Annotated in this window: 11 protein-coding genes; 7 read left to right on the forward strand and 4 right to left on the reverse strand. The window is 71.5% G+C overall.

Annotated features, from left to right (window positions below; translation table 11 throughout):
* Position 1 precedes the first annotated feature (1 nt).
* The 4 genes from ACV530_RS22515 to ACV530_RS22530 all read left to right on the forward strand — a co-directional run bounded on the left by ACV530_RS22515 (position 2) and on the right by ACV530_RS22530 (position 8,294).
* Positions 2-4,129: a hypothetical protein gene (locus ACV530_RS22515; RefSeq protein ID WP_494334403.1), complete on the forward strand. Its 4,128-nt coding sequence runs from the start codon at positions 2-4 to the stop codon at positions 4,127-4,129.
* Positions 4,130-4,207: 78 nt separating this feature from the next.
* Positions 4,208-5,707 (forward strand): MFS transporter, encoded by a 1,500-nt coding sequence (locus ACV530_RS22520; RefSeq protein ID WP_494334404.1) that lies wholly within the window; start codon positions 4,208-4,210, stop codon positions 5,705-5,707.
* Positions 5,708-5,824: 117 nt separating this feature from the next.
* Positions 5,825-7,036, forward strand: a complete 1,212-nt coding sequence (locus ACV530_RS22525) for a cytochrome P450 family protein (RefSeq protein WP_494334405.1) — start codon at positions 5,825-5,827, stop codon at positions 7,034-7,036.
* A 46-nt stretch (positions 7,037-7,082) separates the two neighbouring features.
* Positions 7,083-8,294, forward strand: coding sequence for a cytochrome P450 (locus tag ACV530_RS22530; RefSeq protein ID WP_494334406.1), 1,212 nt, complete (start codon positions 7,083-7,085; stop codon positions 8,292-8,294).
* A gap of 84 nt (positions 8,295-8,378) precedes the next feature.
* Here the strand turns inward: ACV530_RS22530 and ACV530_RS22535 are convergent, their stop codons facing one another.
* The 4 genes from ACV530_RS22535 to ACV530_RS22550 form a co-directional block, all read right to left on the reverse strand.
* Positions 8,379-8,495 (reverse strand): ALQxL family class IV lanthipeptide, encoded by a 117-nt coding sequence (locus ACV530_RS22535; RefSeq protein ID WP_494334407.1) that lies wholly within the window; start codon positions 8,493-8,495, stop codon positions 8,379-8,381.
* Between the two features lie 100 nt (positions 8,496-8,595).
* Positions 8,596-11,316: a class IV lanthionine synthetase LanL gene (gene lanL, locus ACV530_RS22540; RefSeq protein ID WP_494334408.1), complete on the reverse strand. Its 2,721-nt coding sequence runs from the start codon at positions 11,314-11,316 to the stop codon at positions 8,596-8,598.
* 138 nt (positions 11,317-11,454) lie between these two features.
* On the reverse strand, positions 11,455-13,710 hold the full coding sequence (locus ACV530_RS22545) for an ATP-binding protein (RefSeq protein ID WP_494334409.1): 2,256 nt from the start codon (positions 13,708-13,710) through the stop codon (positions 11,455-11,457).
* A gap of 136 nt (positions 13,711-13,846) precedes the next feature.
* Positions 13,847-16,699 carry an AfsR/SARP family transcriptional regulator gene (locus ACV530_RS22550; protein ID WP_494334410.1) on the reverse strand — a complete coding sequence of 951 codons (2,853 nt, stop codon included), beginning with the start codon at positions 16,697-16,699 and terminating at the stop codon, positions 13,847-13,849.
* A 245-nt stretch (positions 16,700-16,944) separates the two neighbouring features.
* Here ACV530_RS22550 and ACV530_RS22555 point away from each other — a divergent pair, with 245 nt between their 5' ends.
* The 3 genes from ACV530_RS22555 to ACV530_RS22565 all read left to right on the forward strand — a co-directional run bounded on the left by ACV530_RS22555 (position 16,945) and on the right by ACV530_RS22565 (position 20,453).
* A complete protein-coding gene (locus ACV530_RS22555; RefSeq protein WP_494334411.1) occupies positions 16,945-17,850 on the forward strand; it encodes a ribosome-inactivating family protein in 906 nt (301 codons plus the stop codon).
* A 194-nt stretch (positions 17,851-18,044) separates the two neighbouring features.
* On the forward strand, positions 18,045-19,610 hold the full coding sequence (locus tag ACV530_RS22560) for a peptidoglycan-binding protein (RefSeq protein WP_494334412.1): 1,566 nt from the start codon (positions 18,045-18,047) through the stop codon (positions 19,608-19,610).
* A 138-nt stretch (positions 19,611-19,748) separates the two neighbouring features.
* Entirely contained in the window at positions 19,749-20,453 is a 705-nt protein-coding gene (locus tag ACV530_RS22565; protein ID WP_494334413.1) for a hypothetical protein, read from the forward strand.
* The last annotated feature ends 10 nt before the right edge of the window (positions 20,454-20,463 follow it).

A 20,463-nucleotide genomic window follows, 5' to 3' on the forward strand; every position in this document is an offset into this window, starting at 1 on the left:
GGTGACCACGGATACGGACGAGGAAACCGGCAGGACCAGTCCCCTGCGCTCCGGCCGGGTGGTGATGCGCGGGGCCCGCGCCTGGGTGCCCAAGGAGATCTCCCACGGCGGCGTCACCGGCCTCGCCGCCGGCGAGGAGCGCTGGAACATCGCGGTACGGCACGGCCAGGTCGTCGAGTGGGACACCGAGGAGCCCATCACCGGCTTCCCGCCCGCACACCAGGGGAAGGTCGTCGCGGTGGCGGCGGGCGGACCGAACCTGGCCGCCGCGCTGACCAGTGAGGGGAAAGTGATCCCCTGGGGGAAGGCGGGGCTGCCCGAGATGACGGAGCGGTGCAAGCCCCAGGCCGTCAAGGACGGGCAGGCCTCGCTCATCGCGGCCGGGCCGGACCACCTGGTCGCCATCGTGGCGGGCAGCGTGCACTGGTGGGGCGACTGGGGCGGCGGCAAGGAGAAGGCCCATGTGCTCTTCACCGCCACCAAGGACGAGTTCGCGGTCGACGTCGCCACGGGCCAGGAGCACGCCCTCATCCGCACCAGCAAGAACCGTCTGGTGCCCTGGCTGAAGGACCCCAACGACTCCTTCATGCAACCGCCGAAGGAAGTGCTGGCGGCCAAGGTGACCGCCGTCTCGGCCTTCCTGCGGCTCGCCATGGCGCTGACCGAGGACGGTCACGCGTACTCGTGGGGCGCGGGCATCTCGACGCACAAGGGGCAGTTGAGGATCAGCGAGCCCAAGGTCTCGGCCATCGCGGCCGGGCACTATGCCTTCCTCGGCACCTCGGCCGGCTTCGCGGCTGGTGACGTGCCCGGCACATCCGGCCCCCACGACATCAACAAGGTCTTCCCCGGTGAATCCCTCGTCAAGGGCAAGCCGTACGTCCTGAAGCGGATCGACTTCGACGCGCCCGTGCTGCGGCTCTTCGGCGCGGGTACCGCGCCCGCGGTGCTGGCGCTCGCGCCCGCGACGGACGCGGAGGTCACGCTCCAGGAAGCGTACGCCTTCCCGGGCAAGGTCCGACACGGCAGCAGTCTCGGCTTCCAGTGGCGGGTGGACAACGACGGTCCGGCCAAGGCCACCGGGATCAAGGTGACGGTGCAGCTGCCCTCCGGGGTGACGCTGCACCCCAAGCACGACGACGCGGTGAAGAAGGGCGCCATCGTCGATCTCAAAGGCGGTAAGTACCAGTTCAGCACGAGTGACTTGGCGCCCTGGGAGGACGGCTGGACCGTCCCGCTGGTGACCAAGGTGGCCAAGGACGCGAAGGGCAAGCTCACCGCCACCGCCACGGTCACGGCCGCCAACATCTCCGACCCCGCATCGCCCCTGGGGGCATGGAGCGAGGTCACGGACGACGGGGACAACTGGGACTCCGACGACGATTCCGATCTGTGGAAGGACATCGGCAAGGCGCTGTCGGGCGTGCTCTTCGCGCTGTTCGGCCTCCTCAGGCTGCCCGGCGGCGGCAACTCCTCGTCGCAGTCGAACCGGGGCAAGAAGCGCAGGAAGAAGAAGAACAAGAACAAGCAGACCACGATCCAGCTCTCCGCCAAGGCCGGGACCGCCAAACCGGCCGCCGGTTCCTCCGTCGTCCTGACCTGGACCCTCAAGAACACCGGCAGCAAGAACGAGGCCAAGTCCCCCAACGTCACCGTCACCGTCCCCACCGGGCTGACGGTCTCCAAAGCCAAGGCCGGCAAGGGCACGGCCAAGGTGCTCGGCAAGCGCGGCATCCTCTTCCAGCCCGGCTCGCTGGGCACCAAGAAGGACGCCAAGGTCGAGATCACCGCCAAGGTGGCCGACGACCCGCCCGCGACCGTGATCGTCACCGGCACCGCGAACGCCGGCAACGCCCTCCCGGCCACGCACCGGCTCACCGTCAAGCCACAGGCCAAGGTGCAGTTGAAGCTGCCCAAGGGAACGGCGAAGCCCGAGAGGGCACAGCTCGGCAAGGAGCTCACCGTCACATGGACGCTCACCAACGACGGCCCCTCCACCGCCCGGAAGGCGAAACTCACGGTGACCGTGCCGAAGGGGCTCGGCGAGGTGACGCTGACTGCGGACGGCAAGAAGCTCACCGCCGGCAAGAAGGGCAAGAATCAACTCACCGCCGACCTCGCCGACTTGAAGAAGGGCGCCAAGACCACCCTGGCGGTCAAGGGCAAGGTCGCCAAGGACGCCACCGCGGACCTCACCACGACCGTCGAGATCACCGCGGACGGCGCGGAGCGCGCCGTCCGCAACAGCGTCACCGCGAAGCTCGGCACCGCGTTGGAGGTGAAGGGAAGGATCCTCGGCAAGGTGGCCGCCAACGCCTCCGCCACGTACGAGTGGACCGTCACCAACACAACGAGCGTCGATGCCAAGGATGTTCAGCTCTCGGCGGACGGACCACCCGCGAATCTCAGCCTGTCGCTCATCGCTTCCGCACCGCCCGCCACCGAAGCGGAGGGCAAGGTGGTGTGGAAGCTGGGCACTGTGAAGGGCAAGGCGACCTCAAAAGCCATCGCCGTCTACAGCGTGGGCCTGCACGAGGGGGGCAAGAAACTCGGGCCCACCGGCGCCACGGCCAAGGCGGCCAACGCTGATGCCGCCTCCGTCAAGGACAAGCCGCAGGCCGACATCGCCGAGAGCCCCTCGCTGATCCTCAGGCCCGACCAGTATCCGGAGCCCGTGGTCATCGGGCAGCAGGCCGAGTTCTCCTGGACCCTGTGGAACACGGGATCCGACGCGACCGACGTCACTGTCGTCGTAGAGACACCCCCGGAACTGACCGGCGCCGTGGTGAAAACCTCGTCGGGCGACAAGGTCGAGGGAAACAAGGTGACCATCCGCAAGGTGGACGGTCGCGGCACGGCCTACCCGAGGGTCGCCATTCTCACCGGCACGCTCGACGCGCCCTTCCCCGGCGGGTACTCCGCCCGCGCCGAGGTGCAGTACCAGGGCAAGGCCGCGTCCTCGGTCTCCTGTACGCGCACGGCGGTGTCCGGAGGCAGCCTGACCGTGGCCGCCGCGAAGGACAATCCCTCCACCGTGGACGCGGGGGCACTGGCCACTCTGAGCTGGTCCGTCTCCCCGGGGGCCCGGGGGCCGCTCACGGACACCGCGCTGCGCATCGACGTACCCGACAAGGTCGAGGTCATCGGCCTCCAGGCGGACGGGAACGCGGTGCCGGTGCGCGACGGCAGAACGCAGGTGGCCCGTTTCGATTCGCAGCCCACGACTCCCGTCACCGTCTCCCTCACCTGGGGGCCCCTCGACGACGTACCTGCCGGACCGATCGTCTTCACTGCCGCACCCTCGTGGGACAGGGCACCCGAGAAAGTGCCGTCCGTACAGACGAAAGTGGGCATCACCCGCAAGACGGCCTTCGATCTGAAGCAGGCAATCGACCCTCAGCCGGCCGTCGCCGGGCGCGATGTCCAGCTGGTGTGGGACGCCACCAACAACGGGCCTTCGAGTTGTTCGAACCTGACGCTCTCGGTGCCCGTGCTCGACGGCTGCACCTTGCTGAGCGCCACCCTCAACGGACTGCCGACGGACTTCCACACCACCGACCGGGCCCCGAGGACCTGGGTGATCAACGCCGGTTCGCTCGGCGCCTGCCACTACTCCGAGGTGGAAGCGAAACTGGACGTCGCCCCCGACGCCGCCGCCGGCGCACGGCCGGTGAGCGCCACCCTCGCCGGGAAGAACCCCACCGCCGAGAAGAAGGCGTCCGGCACGCTCGGCATCACGCGCGAGGCCACGGTCGTCGCCACCCCGATCAGCGCGCCCACCAGCTGCACGGCGGGCGATCAAGTCACCTATGACTGGCGCCTGGAGAACGACGGTCCCTCCGCCGCCTCGACGGTCTTCACCGTGACCGTACGCGGCGAGAAGACCAAGGTCACCGTGAAGAATGCGGCGGGCGGCAAGATCGTCGCGAAACCCGCGGCCACCGAGATCACATGGACGTCGGAGAAGCCGCTGCCGCCCGGCGAGACCCACCCCTTCTTGTTCATCGCGCAGACCGACCGCACCGCCGGACAGATCACCATCACGACGGCGCTCACCGTGAACGACGAGCCGATCAAGCTGCCCGACGCCTTCCACACCGAGGTCAAGGCACCTCCCAAGGGGGCATGACCGGACAGGTGGGCTCACTTCTCGCCAACCGTCGCCGAGTGCGCCTCTCTCCCCGCATTCCGGGGAAAGATCCTTTCCATGTCCGACCCCCGTGCCGACGACCTGGCCTTAACCGCCCCTGCCGACCTTGAGCCGCCGCCCTACCGATGGCGCTGGGCAGCGCTGTGGGTGCTCCTCGCCGGGGAGACGATGGACATGCTCGACGCGCTGGTGGCCTCCATCGCGGCGCCGTCGATCCGTGCCGAGCTGGGCGGCGGGGCCAGCGTCACCCAGTGGCTGGGAGCCGCCTACGCGCTCGCCATGGCGGTCGGGCTGATCACGGGCGGGCGGCTCGGGGACGTCATGGGGCGCCGACGGGCGTTCCTGGCCGGTGCGTTGGGGTTCACCGGCGCCTCGCTGCTGTGCGCGGTGGCCATGTCGCCGGAGGTCCTGATCGGGGCGCGGGGGCTGCAGGGGCTGTTCGGGGCGGTGATGATCCCGCAGGGGCTCGGCCTCATCAAGGAGATGTTCCGCGGCCGGGAGCTCGGCAGGGCCATGGGGATGTACGGGCCGGCGATGGGGCTGTCCTATGTGGGCGGCCCGATTCTGGCCGGCTGGCTGGTGAGCGCCGATTTCTTCGGGGCCGGCTGGCGCATGGTCTTCCTCGTCAACCTGCCGCTCGGGCTGCTCGCGTTCCTCGGCGGGTGGCGGTTCCTGCCCGCGTCGGGCGGGGCGGCCGGAACCAGGCTGGATCTGGTGGGTGCCGCGCTGGCCTCGGCGGCCGCGCTGCCGGTCGTCTTCCCGCTGGTGCAGGGACGTGAACTGGGCTGGCCGGTATGGGCGTTTGTGTCGATGGCGGCCGGTGTGGCCCTGTTCGGGGTGTTCGGCTGGTACGAGGAGCGTATGTCACGCCGTGGCGGTGACCCGTTGGTGGTGCCGGGGCTGTTCCGCAAGAGGGCCTTCTCGGGCGGGTTGGTGACCGGTGCCGCGCTATTCGCCGCGGTGGCGGGTTTCTCGCTGGTGCTCAGCCTCTACTTCCAGTCGGGGCTGGGGGCTTCGCCGCTGAAGGCGGGACTGGGCGTCCTGCCCTGGTCCGCCGGTACCGTCATCGGCTTCGCGGTGGTGCAGGTGCTGGACTCCTCGGGGGCGCTGAGCAGGTTCGGGCGCCCGCTGGTGCAGACCGGCGTCGTGGTCATGGCGCTCGGCGTCGGCGCGTTCGTCTGCACGCTGTGGTGGGCCGGTACGCGGGTCACGGTGTGGCAGTGCGCTCCGGCGCTGGTGGTCGTCGGGCTGGGGATGGGGCTGGTGATGGGCCCGTTCTTCCAGACGGTGCTGGCCTCCGTGGAGCCGCACGAGACGGGTTCGGCCGCCGGGACGCTGACCGCGGTGCAGCAGTTCGGCAGCGCACTGGGCAGCGCGGTGCTGGGCACGGTCTTCTTCTCGGCGGCCGGCAACGGCGGTACCGGTGCCATGGAGATCGCTCTGGGCGCGGAGGCCGGGCTGCTCGCGGTCACGCTCCTGGCTTCCTTCCTGCTGCCCGCCCCACCGGGCCGCCGCACCACGGCCGGCCGGCTGTCCGGAAATGATGTTGGTGATTGACAGGCGGAAGGGAAACGTTCAGTCTCATCCAGCCTCATCAGCCGAACAACCCGCCATAGCCCGATCATTGGCGATAAATCCGCAAAGCACCGAACCGCGCATAACGGAGCACACCGCATGAACAGTCCCGAGGAACTCGTCCCGGTCCCGGCCGTCGAGCCGGGCACCGCCGGCCCGCCGTGCGGCTATGCCCGGCTTCGCGCCGAACAGCCGGTGGTCAAGGCCCAGTTACCCAACGGGGAGACGGGCTGGCTGATCAGCCGCTACGAGGACGCACGGGCCGCCTTCGCCGACCCCCGGCTCGTCCGCCCCCTGCTCTCCGCCTGGCCGCCCCGCGAGGACGCCGACGCCCCGCCGCCCTGCCTGCCGACGTTCCTGGAGATGACCGGCGAGCACCATGAGCGGGTACGGCGCACCGTACTGCCGTTCTTCGGCAGGCGCCGCCTGGAGTTCATGGAGCCCCGGATCCGGACCATGGCCGGTGAACTGATCGACGCCATGGTGGAGTCCGCCGACGGTGGTACGGCCGATCTGGTCGCCTCCTACGCCGAACCGCTGCCGCTGCGCGTACTGTGCGAGACGACCGGGCTGCCGCACGAGGACCGCGAGATCTACCTGCCGCACACCCTCACCCTGCTCAGCGCCGCCGGGCTGTCGATGGACGAGGTGCTGGCGGCCCTGTACGCGCTCCAGGACTACGCCGACGAGCTCATCTCCCGCAAGGAGAAGGAGGGCGAGGGCGAGGACTACATCCACCTCCTGCTGGCGGAGAGCCGCCGCCCGGGCAGCGAACTGATCCGGGACGACGTGGTGAGCTTCGTCGTCACCATGCTGATGGCCGGCTACAAGACCAACATCCAGCACACCGGCAACGCGCTGTTCACCCTGCTCACCCACCCCGGCCAGTTGCGCGAGCTGCGCGACGCGCCCCAGCGGATGGGCACCGCGGTGGAGGAACTGCTGCGCCACGTCCCGCTGATGAACGCCATCAACATCCTGGTCGCCCAGGAGGACTTCACCCTGCACGGGCAGCACATCCGTGCCGGGGACGCGGTCATCCCGGTGCCCGCCTCCGCCAACCGCGACCCCGCCGCGTTCACCGACCCGGACCGTCTGGACCTAACCCGCTCCCCCAACGCGCACATCGCCTTCGGGCACGGGCCGCACGCCTGCACGGGCGGGCACCTGACCAGGATGCAACTGTCCATAGCCATCGAGGTGTTGCTGGAGCGGCTGCCCGGCATCGAGCTCGCCGTGCCGGCGGAGTCGATCACCTGGGACGAGTCCACACCCCTGCGAGCCCCCGCCCGGCTGCCGGTGCGCTGGTGACGTACCCCATCGACCACCCACGACCGGACGAGAAAGGCACGACAGCGTGACGACCGCACCGCGCGAGGACCTGCCGCACTACCCCTTCAGCACCCAGGGCGACCGCCTCGCCCCCGAACTCGGCGATCTGCAGCGCCGCTGCCCCGTGGCCAGGGTCAGCACCAACTCCGGCGGCGAGGCCTGGCTGGTCACCGGCTACGAGCTGGCCCAGAATGTGCTGCGCGAGCGGAAGTTCGCCCGGTCCGTCCTGGGCGACCCCGACGCGCCCGGCCAGGACGCCCCGATCCTGGCGCCCGAACTGCTGGACGCCATGAACCACCTCCAGCAGGCCGGGCTGCGCGACGAAGTCCTCAAGGCACTCGGCCGCAACCAGCCCGAACTCCCCGCCGACTGGGTCGCCGGGATCACTCGTGAGGGCCTGGACGCCATGGTCCGGCAGGGCAGCCCGGGCGACCTCCAGCACCACTTCGCGGAATGGGTCGCCGCCCAGTGCATGTGCCGGTTGCTCGGCCTGCCCTTCGAGGACCACGAATGGCTCGCGGTACGGGCCGACCTCGACCTGACCATGGTGACCCCCACCAACGAGGAACTCGCCCGCAACTGGGAGGAGATCCGCGTCTACATGCACGAGTACATGGCCGCCCGCCACCCCGGCCGGCCACGCGGCCTCGTCGACCGCCTCGCCGACCTCAACGTACAAGGAAACGAACAAGGGAAGGGACTCACCGACGAGCAACTGTCGAACATCGTCTCCGTCCTGTTCGTCAGCGGTTACGAGGACTTCGCCGGCTTCCTGGGCGTCGCGGCACTCAACCTCCTCCAGCACCCGGAGGTGATGGAAGACCTGCGCACCCGGCCGGAAACCATGCCCCAGTGCGTGGAGGAACTGCTGCGCTGCAGCGTCGTCCTGGGCAACGCCATCCCCCGCTTCGTCACCGAGGACGCCAAGATCGGCACCGTGGCCGTACAGCCGGGCGACCTCGTCCTGCTCCAGCTGGACGCGACCAACCACGACCCCGCCGCCTTCACCGACCCCGGCGCCTTCGACCCCGCCCGCTCCCCCAACCCCCATCTGCGCTTCGGCTACGGCCGCCACCACTGCCCCGGCGCCCACCTGGTCCGCCGGCAGTCCGAGACCGCCTTCCGCGTCCTGCTCGACCAACTGCCGGGCATCCGCCTGGCGGTACCGGTGGAGGAGGTGCCCTGGCACCCGAACCGGATGGCGATCATGCCGGCCGGGCTGCCGGTCATCTGGTGACGGCCGACTGAACGGCAGAACGGCCGGGGCAAGCAGGGGCGGGAAGTCCCTGCTTGCCCCGGCCGTCGACGGCCGATGGGGGGATCAGCAGCCGCTGGTGTGGACCGGGCAGCCGGTGATCAGCGCCGCGGCGTGCTCCTGGCCACGGGCGTCCATGGACTCCTCGGGCAGTACCTGCAGCGCGTCGATGTCGTGCTCCATGACGTCAACCTCCTTGGGATCGATGACTGTTGCGAAGGGTCGCGGTCCGGATGGGGACCGCCTCCGGTGGCCGGCAGGACATTGCCGACGACCACCGAGGTCAGGGGGTGGCCGGATACCAGGGGCGGGCGCCGTGGTGCTCGGCGCGCAGGAGCAGGAAGAGGCTGCCGGCCAATCCGGTGGCGTACTCGGCGAGGACGGCCCTGCCGCTCTCGTCCGGTACCAGCAACCGGCCGTCCCGGAGGGTGGTCCGGACGGTGAGGTGTTCGATCAGCTGCTCCGCCCAGGTGCGGTACCGCTGGTCGCCGGTGAGTTCGGCCGCGTCGAGCAGGAACTCGGCATTGCCGACGAGCCCGTGACAGGCGGCGGGTGTGTCGCTGACCCGGCCGGCCAGCACCGCGCGGGCGGCCTGCTCCACCAGGCCGAGGAGGGTGTGGTCCGTACCCCCGGTGGCCCGCCGGAGCCGGACCAGGAAGCTGCCCACCCCGGACGAGCCACTGCACCAGTGCCGGGCCAGGTCGGGGTCGTCGGACAGGTGGCGGGCGCGGTCGACCGGCCAGAGCGCACCGGACGGTCCGGTCCGCGCGGCGGCGGCCATCGCGGCGCCGGCCTCCACCGCCGTGGCGCGGCAGCGCTCGTCCCCGGTCGCCTGCCAGGCGGCCAGCAGGAAGGTGGCGACCCCGGCCGTGCCGTGCGCGAAGCCGTAGTGCCAGGCGCCGACGAGCGTGGAGTCGAAGTCCTCGGGGACGGGCCAGAAGACGCCCTCCGGCGTCCGGCGGGCGGCGGCCAGCAGGCCCTCGGCGGCTTCGGCGGCGCGGGACAGGAAACGCGGATCGCCGGTGGTGCGCCAGAAGTGCAGCTGGGTCAGACCCGATCCGGCGGCGCCGTGGCAGATGTCGGGGTTGGGCCAGTGCAGCGGGAGGTCCAGGGCGAGGCCGGTGGCACGGGCGGCCAGCGCGGGATCGCCGAGCGCGTGGGCGGCGTCGAGCAGGGCCCAGGCGGTGCCGGAGCGGCCGTGGTAAAGGCCGGGGAGACGGCCGGGCAGTTCCTCGTGGCGGACGGCCGTCCAGTCGGCCGCCGCCCGCAAGCCCTCGCGCAGGCCGGGGAGGGCGTCGCCGAACGTGTGCAGGGCGCGGGCCAGGAGGGCGAGCGGACCGGCCGAGCCGTGCTGGACGGCGACCGGGTCAGCGGTGTCGCCGACGCCGCCGGAGGGCCAGAGCCGGTCGTCGTGGTCCGGGCGCATGGTGGCGAGCAGATGGACGAGACCGTCGCGCAGCAGCCGGGCCCGGGGCTCCGGCGCGGCGGGGGCGGCGACGGCAGGGGGCTGGGGGTGTGCCGCGTACGCGCGGGCCCGGGCCAACGTCCAGCGGTCCTCCGGGTCGTCGGCCATCAGACCGAGCACCAGCGGGGCGAAGCGCCGTACCGCAGGATGGTCACGGGCCAGCAGCCGGACCAGGTGCCCCACCCGCTCGGCGTTCGTCCGGGCCGCCACCGGCCTGTCCTCGGCGAACAGCGGGTCCGCACCACTCAGCGCGTGCAACACGGTGGCGCCCAGGGCGTACAGATCGGCGGTGGGCGGCAGGGCCGGTGCCACCCGCACTGCCGTGGGCAACTCGGGTGCCGCGTAGCCGGGGGTCGAGCAGAGCACCCAGCGCTCGCCCTGCCGGGCCGCCGTCTCCAGGTCGATCAGCCGCAGCCCGCCGTCCGGGGTGACCATGACGTTGTTGGGATTGAAGTCGTGCAGCGTGACGCCCTGTCGGTGGGCCGCCTCGACCAGGGCGAGCAGCCCGTCGACCAGCGCGTCGGCCATGGCGAGGTCGGGGCAGGCGCTGCCGGAGCGGACCAGCCGCTCGGCGACCGTACGGCGCAGCGTGGCGCCGGGCACCGACTCGACGGCCAGGAAGACGCTGCCCTGTTGTTCGAAGACCTCGGCCAGGCGCGGCACCACCGCACCGGTGTCCGCCGCCCGGCCGAACCGGCTCAGCAGGGCGGCCTCGTGGCGCAGTACGTCCCGGACGTCGAGGCCCTCGGCCCCGGCGCCGACGTGTGCCCGCGCCTGCTTGATGACGACAGGTTCGCCGGTGGTGGTGTCCTCGGCGCGGAACACGCCGCCCTTGTTGGAGTGCTGGATCGCCTCCCGGACCACGTAACGGTCGTTCAGGAGTACCGGTTTGGGGTCCGCACCGCTGCGCAGCGGTGCGACCGCCCGTTCCGGGAACGGTTCCCCGGCCCAGGCGGGCGGGGTGTACCAGGCGTTGCGCGGGTCCGCGACCCGGCGGCCCGAGGGGTCGGTGAGCCGGGTCGCGAGCACGCCGTCGTTGGTCAGTTCGGCGGCGGCGGAGAACACCCCGTAGCGGTAGTGGACCTGGCTGTCGGGGAGGTAGCGCCGGTCGGAGAGCACGGCGGGGCCGGGCAGGCCGAGGGTGGCACGGTGCAACTCTTCGGCGAGCAGCCGGAATTGCTCGTCGTCCGCCGGATAGACAGTGATGAACTTGCCGCCACCGCCCCGCGCGCAACGGCCAGAGACCAGCTCGGCCACCCGGCCGGGGGTGCCCGCGAACTTGAACCGGGCCCGGTGCGCGAGCAGCACCTCCGCCGCCCGGGCCAGGGTGAGTGCCGCCGACAGCGGGGTGGCCGAGATGTGCAGCTTCCAGCCCTGGGCACGCAGGGTCGCGCCGGGCGGGATGACGTGGCACCAGAACTCTCCCGGTTCGATACGCCAACCGTCGTGTCCGTCGCGGAGGACGGCCGCCCGGGCGATGTCGGTCAGCAGTGCCTCGTCGGCAGAGGGCCTGGTGGCGGCGCTCGGGGCGGATGTCACGATCGTTCGGCCTTCCGGTTGTTCACTGCCCGCAGGGCGGGTGCGAGCAGCTCCTGGCAGGGATCCTGCCGAGGCGGCCGGGTGTGATCAACCTGTTGCCCGTTGCCCGGCCGAACGGGCAACGGGCAACACTCGCGGTCAGCGGCAGGGCGCGAGCCGGGCGAGGCAGTGCCGGACGTCCTGTTCGCGCGCGTCCCCGAGCGATGCGTAGATCGCCCACGCCCGCAGCCAGGCCCGCCGTGCCTGTCGTGGCCGCCCCTGAAGGCTCAGGCAGGCGCCGAGCTGATGCAGGGCATGCGCGGTACCGGCGAACATGCCGGTCCGGCCGTGGAGTTCCAGCGCCCGTCGGTAGCACTCCTCGGCACGCTCGTGTTCGCCCAGCTCGCGGTACGCGGTCCCGGTGAGCGTCCAGGCCGACGCCTGGAGCCACAACGAGCCGTTCTCACGGTGCAGTTCGCACGCCCGGGTCAGGGCCGCGAGCGCCTCGCCGGGCCGGCCCTGGGCGAGGTGCGCCTCGCCGATCCCGGACAGCGCCGACGCCATCCCCCAGGTGTTGCCCGCGGCCGTCAACAGCTCCAGCGCCCGCTCCACCTGCCCGGCCGCCTCCGCCGTGCGTCCCTGACGGTGGCAGGACATGGCGTACCCGAGCAGCACGCCCCCTTCGCCCGCGTGATCCCCGGCGGCGGCGAACCGGTCGGCCGCCCGGCGGTAGTGCCCGTCCGCGGCCGCGTGCTCGCGCAGCCCGGCGCGCGCACTGGCCAGAACCACTTCGGCACATGCCTCGGCCAGCGGACCGCCGTCGGCGGAGGCGGCCTCGCGGGCGGTGAGCCCGGCGAGCAGCTGATCGTGGTGATGGAAGCGCAGGAAGAGGAAACTCCAGAGCGCGTAGGGAAGTTGCCAGGCCACCGCGCTGCCGGCGGCACGCGCGGCCCGGGCGCAGGCCAGCAGGTTCTCGCGCTCGTTCTCGAGCCACCGCAGAGCGTCCGCGGTGGAGGCGAAGCGACGTGGCTCGCAGCCCTCGGGCGGCGAACCGACCGGTATGCGGTGACGCCCCTGTCCCAGCAGTTGGTCGGCCGCGGCCTCGGCCGTGTGCAGGTACCAGGCGAGCACCCGCCCGGTGGAACTGCCGAGCGCTGCCGCGGACTCCTCGTCCCGGGCGCGCTCCAGCGCGTACTCCCGCAGCAGATCGTGCATGCGGTATCGCCCCGGCGCGACTTCCGCCACCAGATGCGCGGCGTGCAACTCGCCGAGCAGCCGCGAAGCGGCGTCGGGCGAGCCGCCCAGCAGCGCGGCCGCCGCGTCCGCCCCCGCCACGGCACCCGGGTGAAGCGCCAGCAGCCGGAAGGCTCTGGCCTGTTCGTCCGGAAGCGTCCGGTACGACCAGGAGAACACCGAACGCACTGCGGTGTCGGTCTCGCCCGGTAACGCCAGTACGTCCAGCCGCGAGCTCGTGCGCTCCAGTTCCTCGGCGAGCACGGCGGCGAAGGCGGGGCCCTGCCGGACCATCCGCTCGGCCGCGATCCGCAGCGCCAGCGGGAGATACGCGCAGTGTCGCGCGATCGCCGCCAGCACCGCATCGGTGCCCGCGGCGTCGTCGATCGCCCGCCGCAGGAGCAGCACGGCCTCACCGGCGGCCAACGGCTCCAGGCTCAGGCGAAACGCGCCGTGCCGCACACTCAGGCCCATCAACTGCCGCCTGCTGGTGACCAGTACGACACTGTCCCCCGCCCCGGGCAGCAGTGGCACCACCTGCGCGGCCGAGTCGGCGTCGTCGAGCACCACGATCACCCGGCGATCGGCGAGAGTGCCGCGCAGCAGCGCCGCCCGCTCGGCCGCGTCGACGGCCATGTCCTCCGGGGCCGCCCCCAGGGCACGCAGCAGCGCCGCGGCCACATCACCGGACGCCGCCGGGCCGTGCGCTCGCAGGTCGGCGAAGAGCACCCCGTCAGGACAGGACGGGCCCAGACGCCTGGCCAGCGCGACGGCGAAGGTCGTCTTGCCGACGCCGCCCATCCCGTCGACCGCGATCACGGCGGGGCGGCCGTGACACTGCGCGAGAAAAGCCTCGATGCGCGCTAACTCCCCGCATCTGCCCCATATCTCCCCCACGGCGGGAAGCTGATTGGGTACGGGATGCCTGCGCACCCTCGCCGCCGAAGCCACCGAAGTCGCCGGCTTCGTGGCCAGCCGGGCCAACTCGCCGTCCGTACCCATGACCTGGTCGCACAGCCGGACCAGTTCGAGGGACGGCGCGCGGGTGCCGTTCTCGACCCGGCTCAGATAACTCTTGCTGAAGTGAACGAGCTGCGAAAGCCGCGCCAAGGACCAGCCGCGCTCCATGCGCAGGGCCCGTATCCGCTCCCCGACCTGCACCCACGCCCCCGCCGTCAACACGCGCCGTTCGAGCGCACATCCTAGCCCGGGGCGATGCCGACGCCGTCGCACACCTCGGGGCAGCAGCACCGGGAGCTGGTGATCGGTGAGCCCTGCCCCAGGAGGCCATGCTGCAGCCGAAGGCCGCCTGGCCCTCTCACCCGGTGGCGAGGATCTGACCGGTGGGGCCGAGGGTGGTGAGCCGCTGGGTGAGCGCGGCGACGGTGCGGCCGTCTTCCCGCTTGCGGTACAAGGCGATTGCCGTGTCGAGGTGAGCGGTGGCTTCCTCGGTGCGCCCGTGGCTTTCGAGGAAGGTGGCGAACTGGGCCCGGGCGAGGCCGTGGAGGTGGTCGTCGCCGGCGTCGGCGCTCAGTTCGACGAGGCGGCGCCAGGTGGTCTCGGCCTCCGCGGTGCGGCCGAGCCGGTCCAGGACGTGGGCCTCGAAGCCCAGTGTGCCCAGGGCGATCTGGGTCAGCGGCCGGTCGGCCAGGAGCTGTCGAGCGTGACGGGCGCGGTGCAGCACGTCCTCGGGCGAGGCGACGGCCATGTCCGCCATGCACATGCGGTGCAGGACGAACGCCTCCAGGAAGGCGTCGGCGGAGGCGCGGGCCGCCTCGAGGGCCTCGGTGAAGGACTGCTGTCCGAGATCGCTGCGGCCCAGGTCGTGATGGATGCCGGCCAGCATGCCGATGGCGATGGTGCGGTGGCGATCGCCCGGCGGGTACAGCCGGAGCGCGCGCTCCAGGTGGGGCAAAGCCTCCTCGGGGCGGTCGAGCTGGCCGAGGACGATGCCCATCGTGGTGTGGGCCCGGGCGGACGTGGCCGGGTCCCGCAGCTGTTCGGCGGCGCGCAGGCCGAGGGTCGCGCACTCGAGCCATGCGCTGATGTCGGTGCACACGTAGTAGCCGGCGGTGTTGTGGGCCAGCCGCCAGGCACGCTCGTGGTCGCGCGACGCGGCGCAGATGTCGATGAGCCTGCGGATCACCGGCGCCTCGGGGCCCCACCAACGCAGCGCGTCCCGGGTGTCCTTGAGCCCGGGCAGGGCGCGGGGCACCTCGCCCACCGGCGGGAAGGGAGTGCGGTCGTCCCCGAAGACAACGGTGTTGGCCACGGCGGTCGCGGCCACGTAGAAGTCGGCGAGGCGCTGCGCGGCCCGTTCGCGATCGCGGGCGGTCAGCTCCTCTTCGAGCAACTGGCCGCAGTAGAGGCGGACCAGGTCGTGGGCCTGGTAGCGGCCGGGCCGGGATTCGGTGAGCAGGTGCAGTGCGGCCAGGTCCGCCAGGGCCCGCCGGCCGACGGCGAGCGAGTCGTCGAGGAGGGCGGCGGCGGCCAGGCCGTCGATCCCGGGACCGGGGTGGAGGGCGAGCAACGGCAGCAGCCGGGCCGCCCCGGACGGCAAGTGGCGTCGACTCAGGCCCAGTTCACGCCGGACGCTCCGGTCGCCGGACAGCCCCAGGGCGCCCAGGCGTGCCTGCTCGTCCTCCAACTCGTCGACGAGGTCGGCCACCGACCACTCCGGGTGCATGACCAGCCGGGCGAGGGCGATGCTCAGGGCAAGGGGCAGGAAGTCGCAGAGTTCGACCAGGCGGCGCGCCGCCTTGGGGTCCTCCAGTGTGCGCTCGTCGCCCAGTCGCAGGCGCAGGAGCTCGTGGGCGGCGGTGGCGGTGAAGGAGCCGACCGCCAGGTACGCCGCGTTCCCCGGCAGGATCAGTCCGTCCAGGGCGTGCCGACTGCACACCACGGTGTGCGCGTACCCTCCTTCCGCGAGGAAGGGAGCGATGTCGTCGGCGCACCGGGCGTTGTCGAGGACGACGAGCAGGCGGCGGTCGCGTATGCGGTCGCGGAAGAGCTCGGCGCGCGCCGCGGTGGCGGCCGGGATCTCGTCGTCCGGTACGCCCATGGCGCGCAGGAAGGCGTGCAGGATCCCGGCGGGGCCGGCAGGCCCCCGGGGATCGAATCCCTGGAGGTCGGCATAGAGCCTGCCGTCGGGGAACCGTTCGGCCGCCGTGTGCGCCCAGTGGACGACCAGCGAGGTCTTGCCGCTTCCGGCCGCCCCGGCGACGACGAGCACGCGCGGCACCCGCGCCCCGTCGTCGGCGCACGCCTCGTCGAGCCGCCGCCGTTCCTCGGGCCGGGCGACGAACCCCGCCGGCGGCTGCGGCAACAGCTGGGGGGCCAGGTACACGGACGAGGGCACGGCCGCCGCGGTGACGGCCGGCTCGGTGCCCGTCACCGGGGCGGCCAGGACGGGGTCGGCGCGCAGGATCCGCTCGTAGAGCGACCGGAGTTCGGGGCCGGGCGTGACCGCGAGTTCTTCGTCCAGATGCCGCTGGGTGTCCAGGTACGCGCCGAGCGCCTCTCCCTGACGGCCGGAGCGGTACAGGGCGAGCATCAGCAGCTCCGTCAGCCGCTCCCGCAGCGGGTGTTGTCTGACCAGACCGGCGAGGACGGGGACCGCCTCCGTGTGACGCCCGAGCTCCAGCCTGGCCTCCGCCAGTTGCTGCTCGGCGCCCAGCAGCAGCTCGGCCAGCCGGTCGCGCTCCCGTTCGGCGAACGGCCCCGGCACTCCGGCCAGCGGGGTTCCCCGCGACAGGCCGAGCGCCCGGGCGAGGAGCTCACCGGCCCGCCGGTGGTCCCCCGCCGACCGGGCGCGGCCGGCCTCGGCGAGCACGTTCTCCAGGACGCCGGCGTCGACGGCGTCGGTCCCCGCCTCCAGGGCGTAACCCCCGCCGGCCGAGACCAGCGGGCCGGAGCCGCTCGCCGTCCGCAGACTGTTGCGCAGCCGGGAGACGTACGAGCGCAGCGTGCCCACCGCCGAGGCGGGCAGTTCCTCTCCCCACACCGCGTACAGCAGCTCGTCGCGCCCGACCGGGCGGCCGTGGTGGAGCAGCAGCGTGGCGAGCACCGCCTGCTGCTGGGGACTGCCGAGGCCGAGCGCGTTCTCCCCGCGCCAGGCGCGCACCGGGCCGAGCACCGCGAACCTCAAGGCGGTGCCGTCTGCCTCCGCCATCACGTACGTACCCCTCGGCATCCACACACAACAAGACAAAATGCTGACGCAAGTTACCCGACGTTACGCGCCCCGCCAAACCGGGCCCTGTGCGCTTGCACGCTCGCGTCAATGATTCGCCAACCTTTCGCCAACCTTTTGGCAACCGCTCCTCGGCACGATGGCGAAGATCCCCACCCGGGGACCGTCAGGTCGAGCGGTGGCCTCGGCACCGACCGGAAGCCACCGCCCGCACAAGGAGCACCATGAAGCTTTACCCCCGTACATCCCTGTCGCCGTCCCGGGGCGCCCGCACAGTCTTCCAGCGCGTGGGCGCCCTGATCGTGGCCTTCGCCATTTCCCTCGGCCTGGTCGGCCTGGCGGGGACCACGGCCCAGGCCGACCCCAGCAGCAACTGGACCAAGATCGACTGGGACATCACGGGTCTGGAGAACGGAGGCGGCAACGCCGCCTCCCACTACTACGACATGGTGAACGCGCTGCACCGCACCGCCGGGCACCACTACGTCAATTCCGTGGACGAGACGACCGGGGACGGCGCCCGCCTGATCGAGATCCGCGTCAATGACAACGGTCAGCAGGTCATGTCGCTGTACCTGTGGGCGGACAACCTGTACTTCGCGGGCTACTGGGTGCCCAACGGCGGGCACTACGCCTTCAGCGGCGTGTGGCCGCAGGAGATGACGCGCATTCTGGGCGTCGGCGTGAACCTCCTGCCCTGGGACGGCAACTACGCCACCATGCCCGGCGGCGGCGCGACCGACCGCGCCGGATACTCGTTCAGCGGCCAGGGCGCACGCGAAGCTCTGCGCCGACTTCAGAACACCACGTCCTACCTCAACAACGGCGGCAACCGCGGCCAGTTGAGCATCGGCCTCATCCAGACCATCGCGATGACCTCCGAGGCCGCCCGGTTCGGCCGCATCTACGACACCGTCTACAACGCCATCAACGCCCGGGGAACGGCTCAGATGGGCGCGGACAACGTCGAGCTGGAGAACAACTGGGACCGCGTCTCCCGGTGGATCTACCAGCAGATGAACAACCTCGGCGGCGGCGTGCTCCAGGTGGCCGGACGACAGTTCACCACCATGTCCGGCTTCATCGCGTTCGCCCGCTACGTCATGATGCACAACCACCAGAAGGTCTGACGCGGACCAGGTACACGCATCGGGACCCGGTGGGTGGTCTCCGGCCTCGCGGCGGGAGACCACCCACCGGCCGTTTTTGCTGCCATCCCCTGCCGTCAACCTTTCGTCAACGTTTCGCCATTCCCCGTCCGGGAGTCTGCTCGCGGCCGACGAGCTCCCTTCGTCGGCCTGCACGGAGAGCAAGGAGGTGTCCCGTGGCACGGGACAGAGTTCGCATATCACGGCACCGTGCGGTGTCGACCGCCGTGGCGGCCGCGGCGCTGGCCGGCGGGCTGGGCCTCGGCCTGGCCCAGCCCGACGCGACGGCGGCCACGGCCCGCACGAGCGGTCCGGTGTCCGGCGGCGCGTGGCTGGCCCTGAAGGACGGTCACCTGGCCTACGGGCAGGACGCGCAGGGCAACCGGATCCCCGACTACTCCTACGCCGGGTACGAGGGCGGCGGCACGTCGTTGCCGAAGGCGCCCGTCAAGGAGACCGTCCCCGCTCCCGGCAAGGGAGACGCGACCGCGGCCGTCCAGGCGGCGATCGACAAGGTGGCCGCGCTGCCACAGGGCTCCGACGGGATCCGGGGCGCGGTCCAGCTCGCGCCGGGGCAGTACCACATCGCCGGGCAGCTGCACATCGGCGCGAGCGGTGTCGTCCTGCGCGGCTCGGGCACCGGCTCCACCACGCTCGTCGCCGACCAGCCGTCGGTGCGGACGCTGGTGACCATCGGGGACAAGTCCCGGTACACCCCCGTCGGCGCCACGCAGCAGGTGACCGACGACTACGTACCCGTCGGCGGCACGACGCTCACGCTGGGCAGCACCGCCGGGCTGAACGCCGGCGACGAGGTCGTCGTCGAGCGCCCGACCACGCAGGCGTGGATCGACGCGATCGGCATGACCGACGCGTGGACACCCAACTGGAGCCTGCGCTCGGAGCGCAAGGTCACCGCCGTCCACGGCAACAAGGTCACCCTCGACATCCCGCTGACGACGGCGCTGGAGAAGCAGTACACCCAGGCGACGGTCTACAAGTACACCTTCCCCCGCATCGACCACACCGGCATCGAGAACCTGAGCCTGGACGGCCAGGCCATGAACGGTGACCCGAACTACGCCAAGTCCTTCTACAACGCGGCTCCTTGGGAGTTCAACGCCGTCCAGGACTCCTGGATCAGCAACGTCACCTGGCGTCACTTCGGCGGCAGCGGCCAGACCTTCCTCGGCCCGCAGAGCCGCCGCATCTCCGTCCTGCACACCCAGGCACTGGACTTCAACACCACTGACTCCTCGGCCCGTTCGGAGGCCTACCTCCTCCAGGGCCAGCAGAACCTGGTCCAGGACTGCGCCGTCACCGCACCCATGATCCACGCCTTCTCCACCTACGGCCGCCAGTCCGGCCCCAACGTCTTCTCCCGCTGCAAGGCGACCCTGGTGGACAAGACCTACGACGCGGGCGGCCACGAGCGCTGGGGCAGCGGCACCCTCTACGACGACGTCCAGATCGACGGCTCGCTGCTGCTCGTCAACAACGGCAGCCGAGGCAGCGGCCACGGCTGGTCCGACGCCAACAGCACGGCCTACAACTGCACCACCCAGCAGTACATGGCCCAGGAGCCCCCGACCGCCCACAACTGGGCCATCGGCTGCACCGGCACGCTGATGAACGGCAGCGACGGCCAGATCGAGTCCAACGGCAAGCACGCCCTGCCCGACAGTCTCTACGACCAGCAGCTCCTCGACCGCCAGGCGGCGGCGCGGAGCCCCCGGCGCTGACACCTTTCGCAGCACACAGCACAGCTGCCGCAGGGCAACCGCCCTGCGGCAGCTGTGCGAACTCCGTTGATAACTTCAAATGCATACTTCCGATGCCTAGCATGACGCGCATGCATCCGTTCGCAACGGAGGACAGCAATGCCCAGCCACATATCAACTTTCAGCCCCGTCAAGTGGGTTGCGGCCACCCTGAGCGACGGCGGGCAGGTGCCGGGAGTCTGGACGAAAGATCTGCTCAACTCCGCCCAGGGCGACTCGTTCTCGCTCCTGCGGCTCGCGGCGGGCGGCGAGTTCACCCGCGCAGGGCACAGCGATGAACGGGTCCTCGTCCTGGACGGACGGCTCTCCATCGCGCCCGGCGCCACCGGACCCGCCGCGGAGTACCGGACCGGGGCCTACGCCGCGCTGCCCGGGTGCGGGCACGCAGTCGTGTCCAGCACCGACGGCGCCCTGGCCCTCGTACTGGCCGGGAAGCGGCTGGGGAATCCGGCCGACGACGTGTTCAGCCCGGAAGGGTGGCTGGAGTCGAGTCCGGGCCAGTGGTTCCGGCTCCTCCTCGACGTCGCTTTCGACGAGAACTTCGACGAACGGGTCGTAGGGCTGTCCCGGTTCGAGCCGGGCTCCTTCTCTCCCCGCCACCCGCACCGCACGGCGCACCGCTTTCTGTTCCTCGACGGTGAGGCCGACGACGAGCTGGTGTTCCCCGACGGGACCCGGCACACGGCGCACCGGGCGAAGGGCGACTTCGTCGACTACCCGTACCCCATCGAGCACCAGACCTTCAGCAGGACCGGCTGCACGGTCCTCTTCCTGCACGAGCCGGTCCCGGCGACGGAAGGGTGATGCGGGTATG

This window comes from Streptomyces sp. SX-6, from assembly GCF_059089585.1.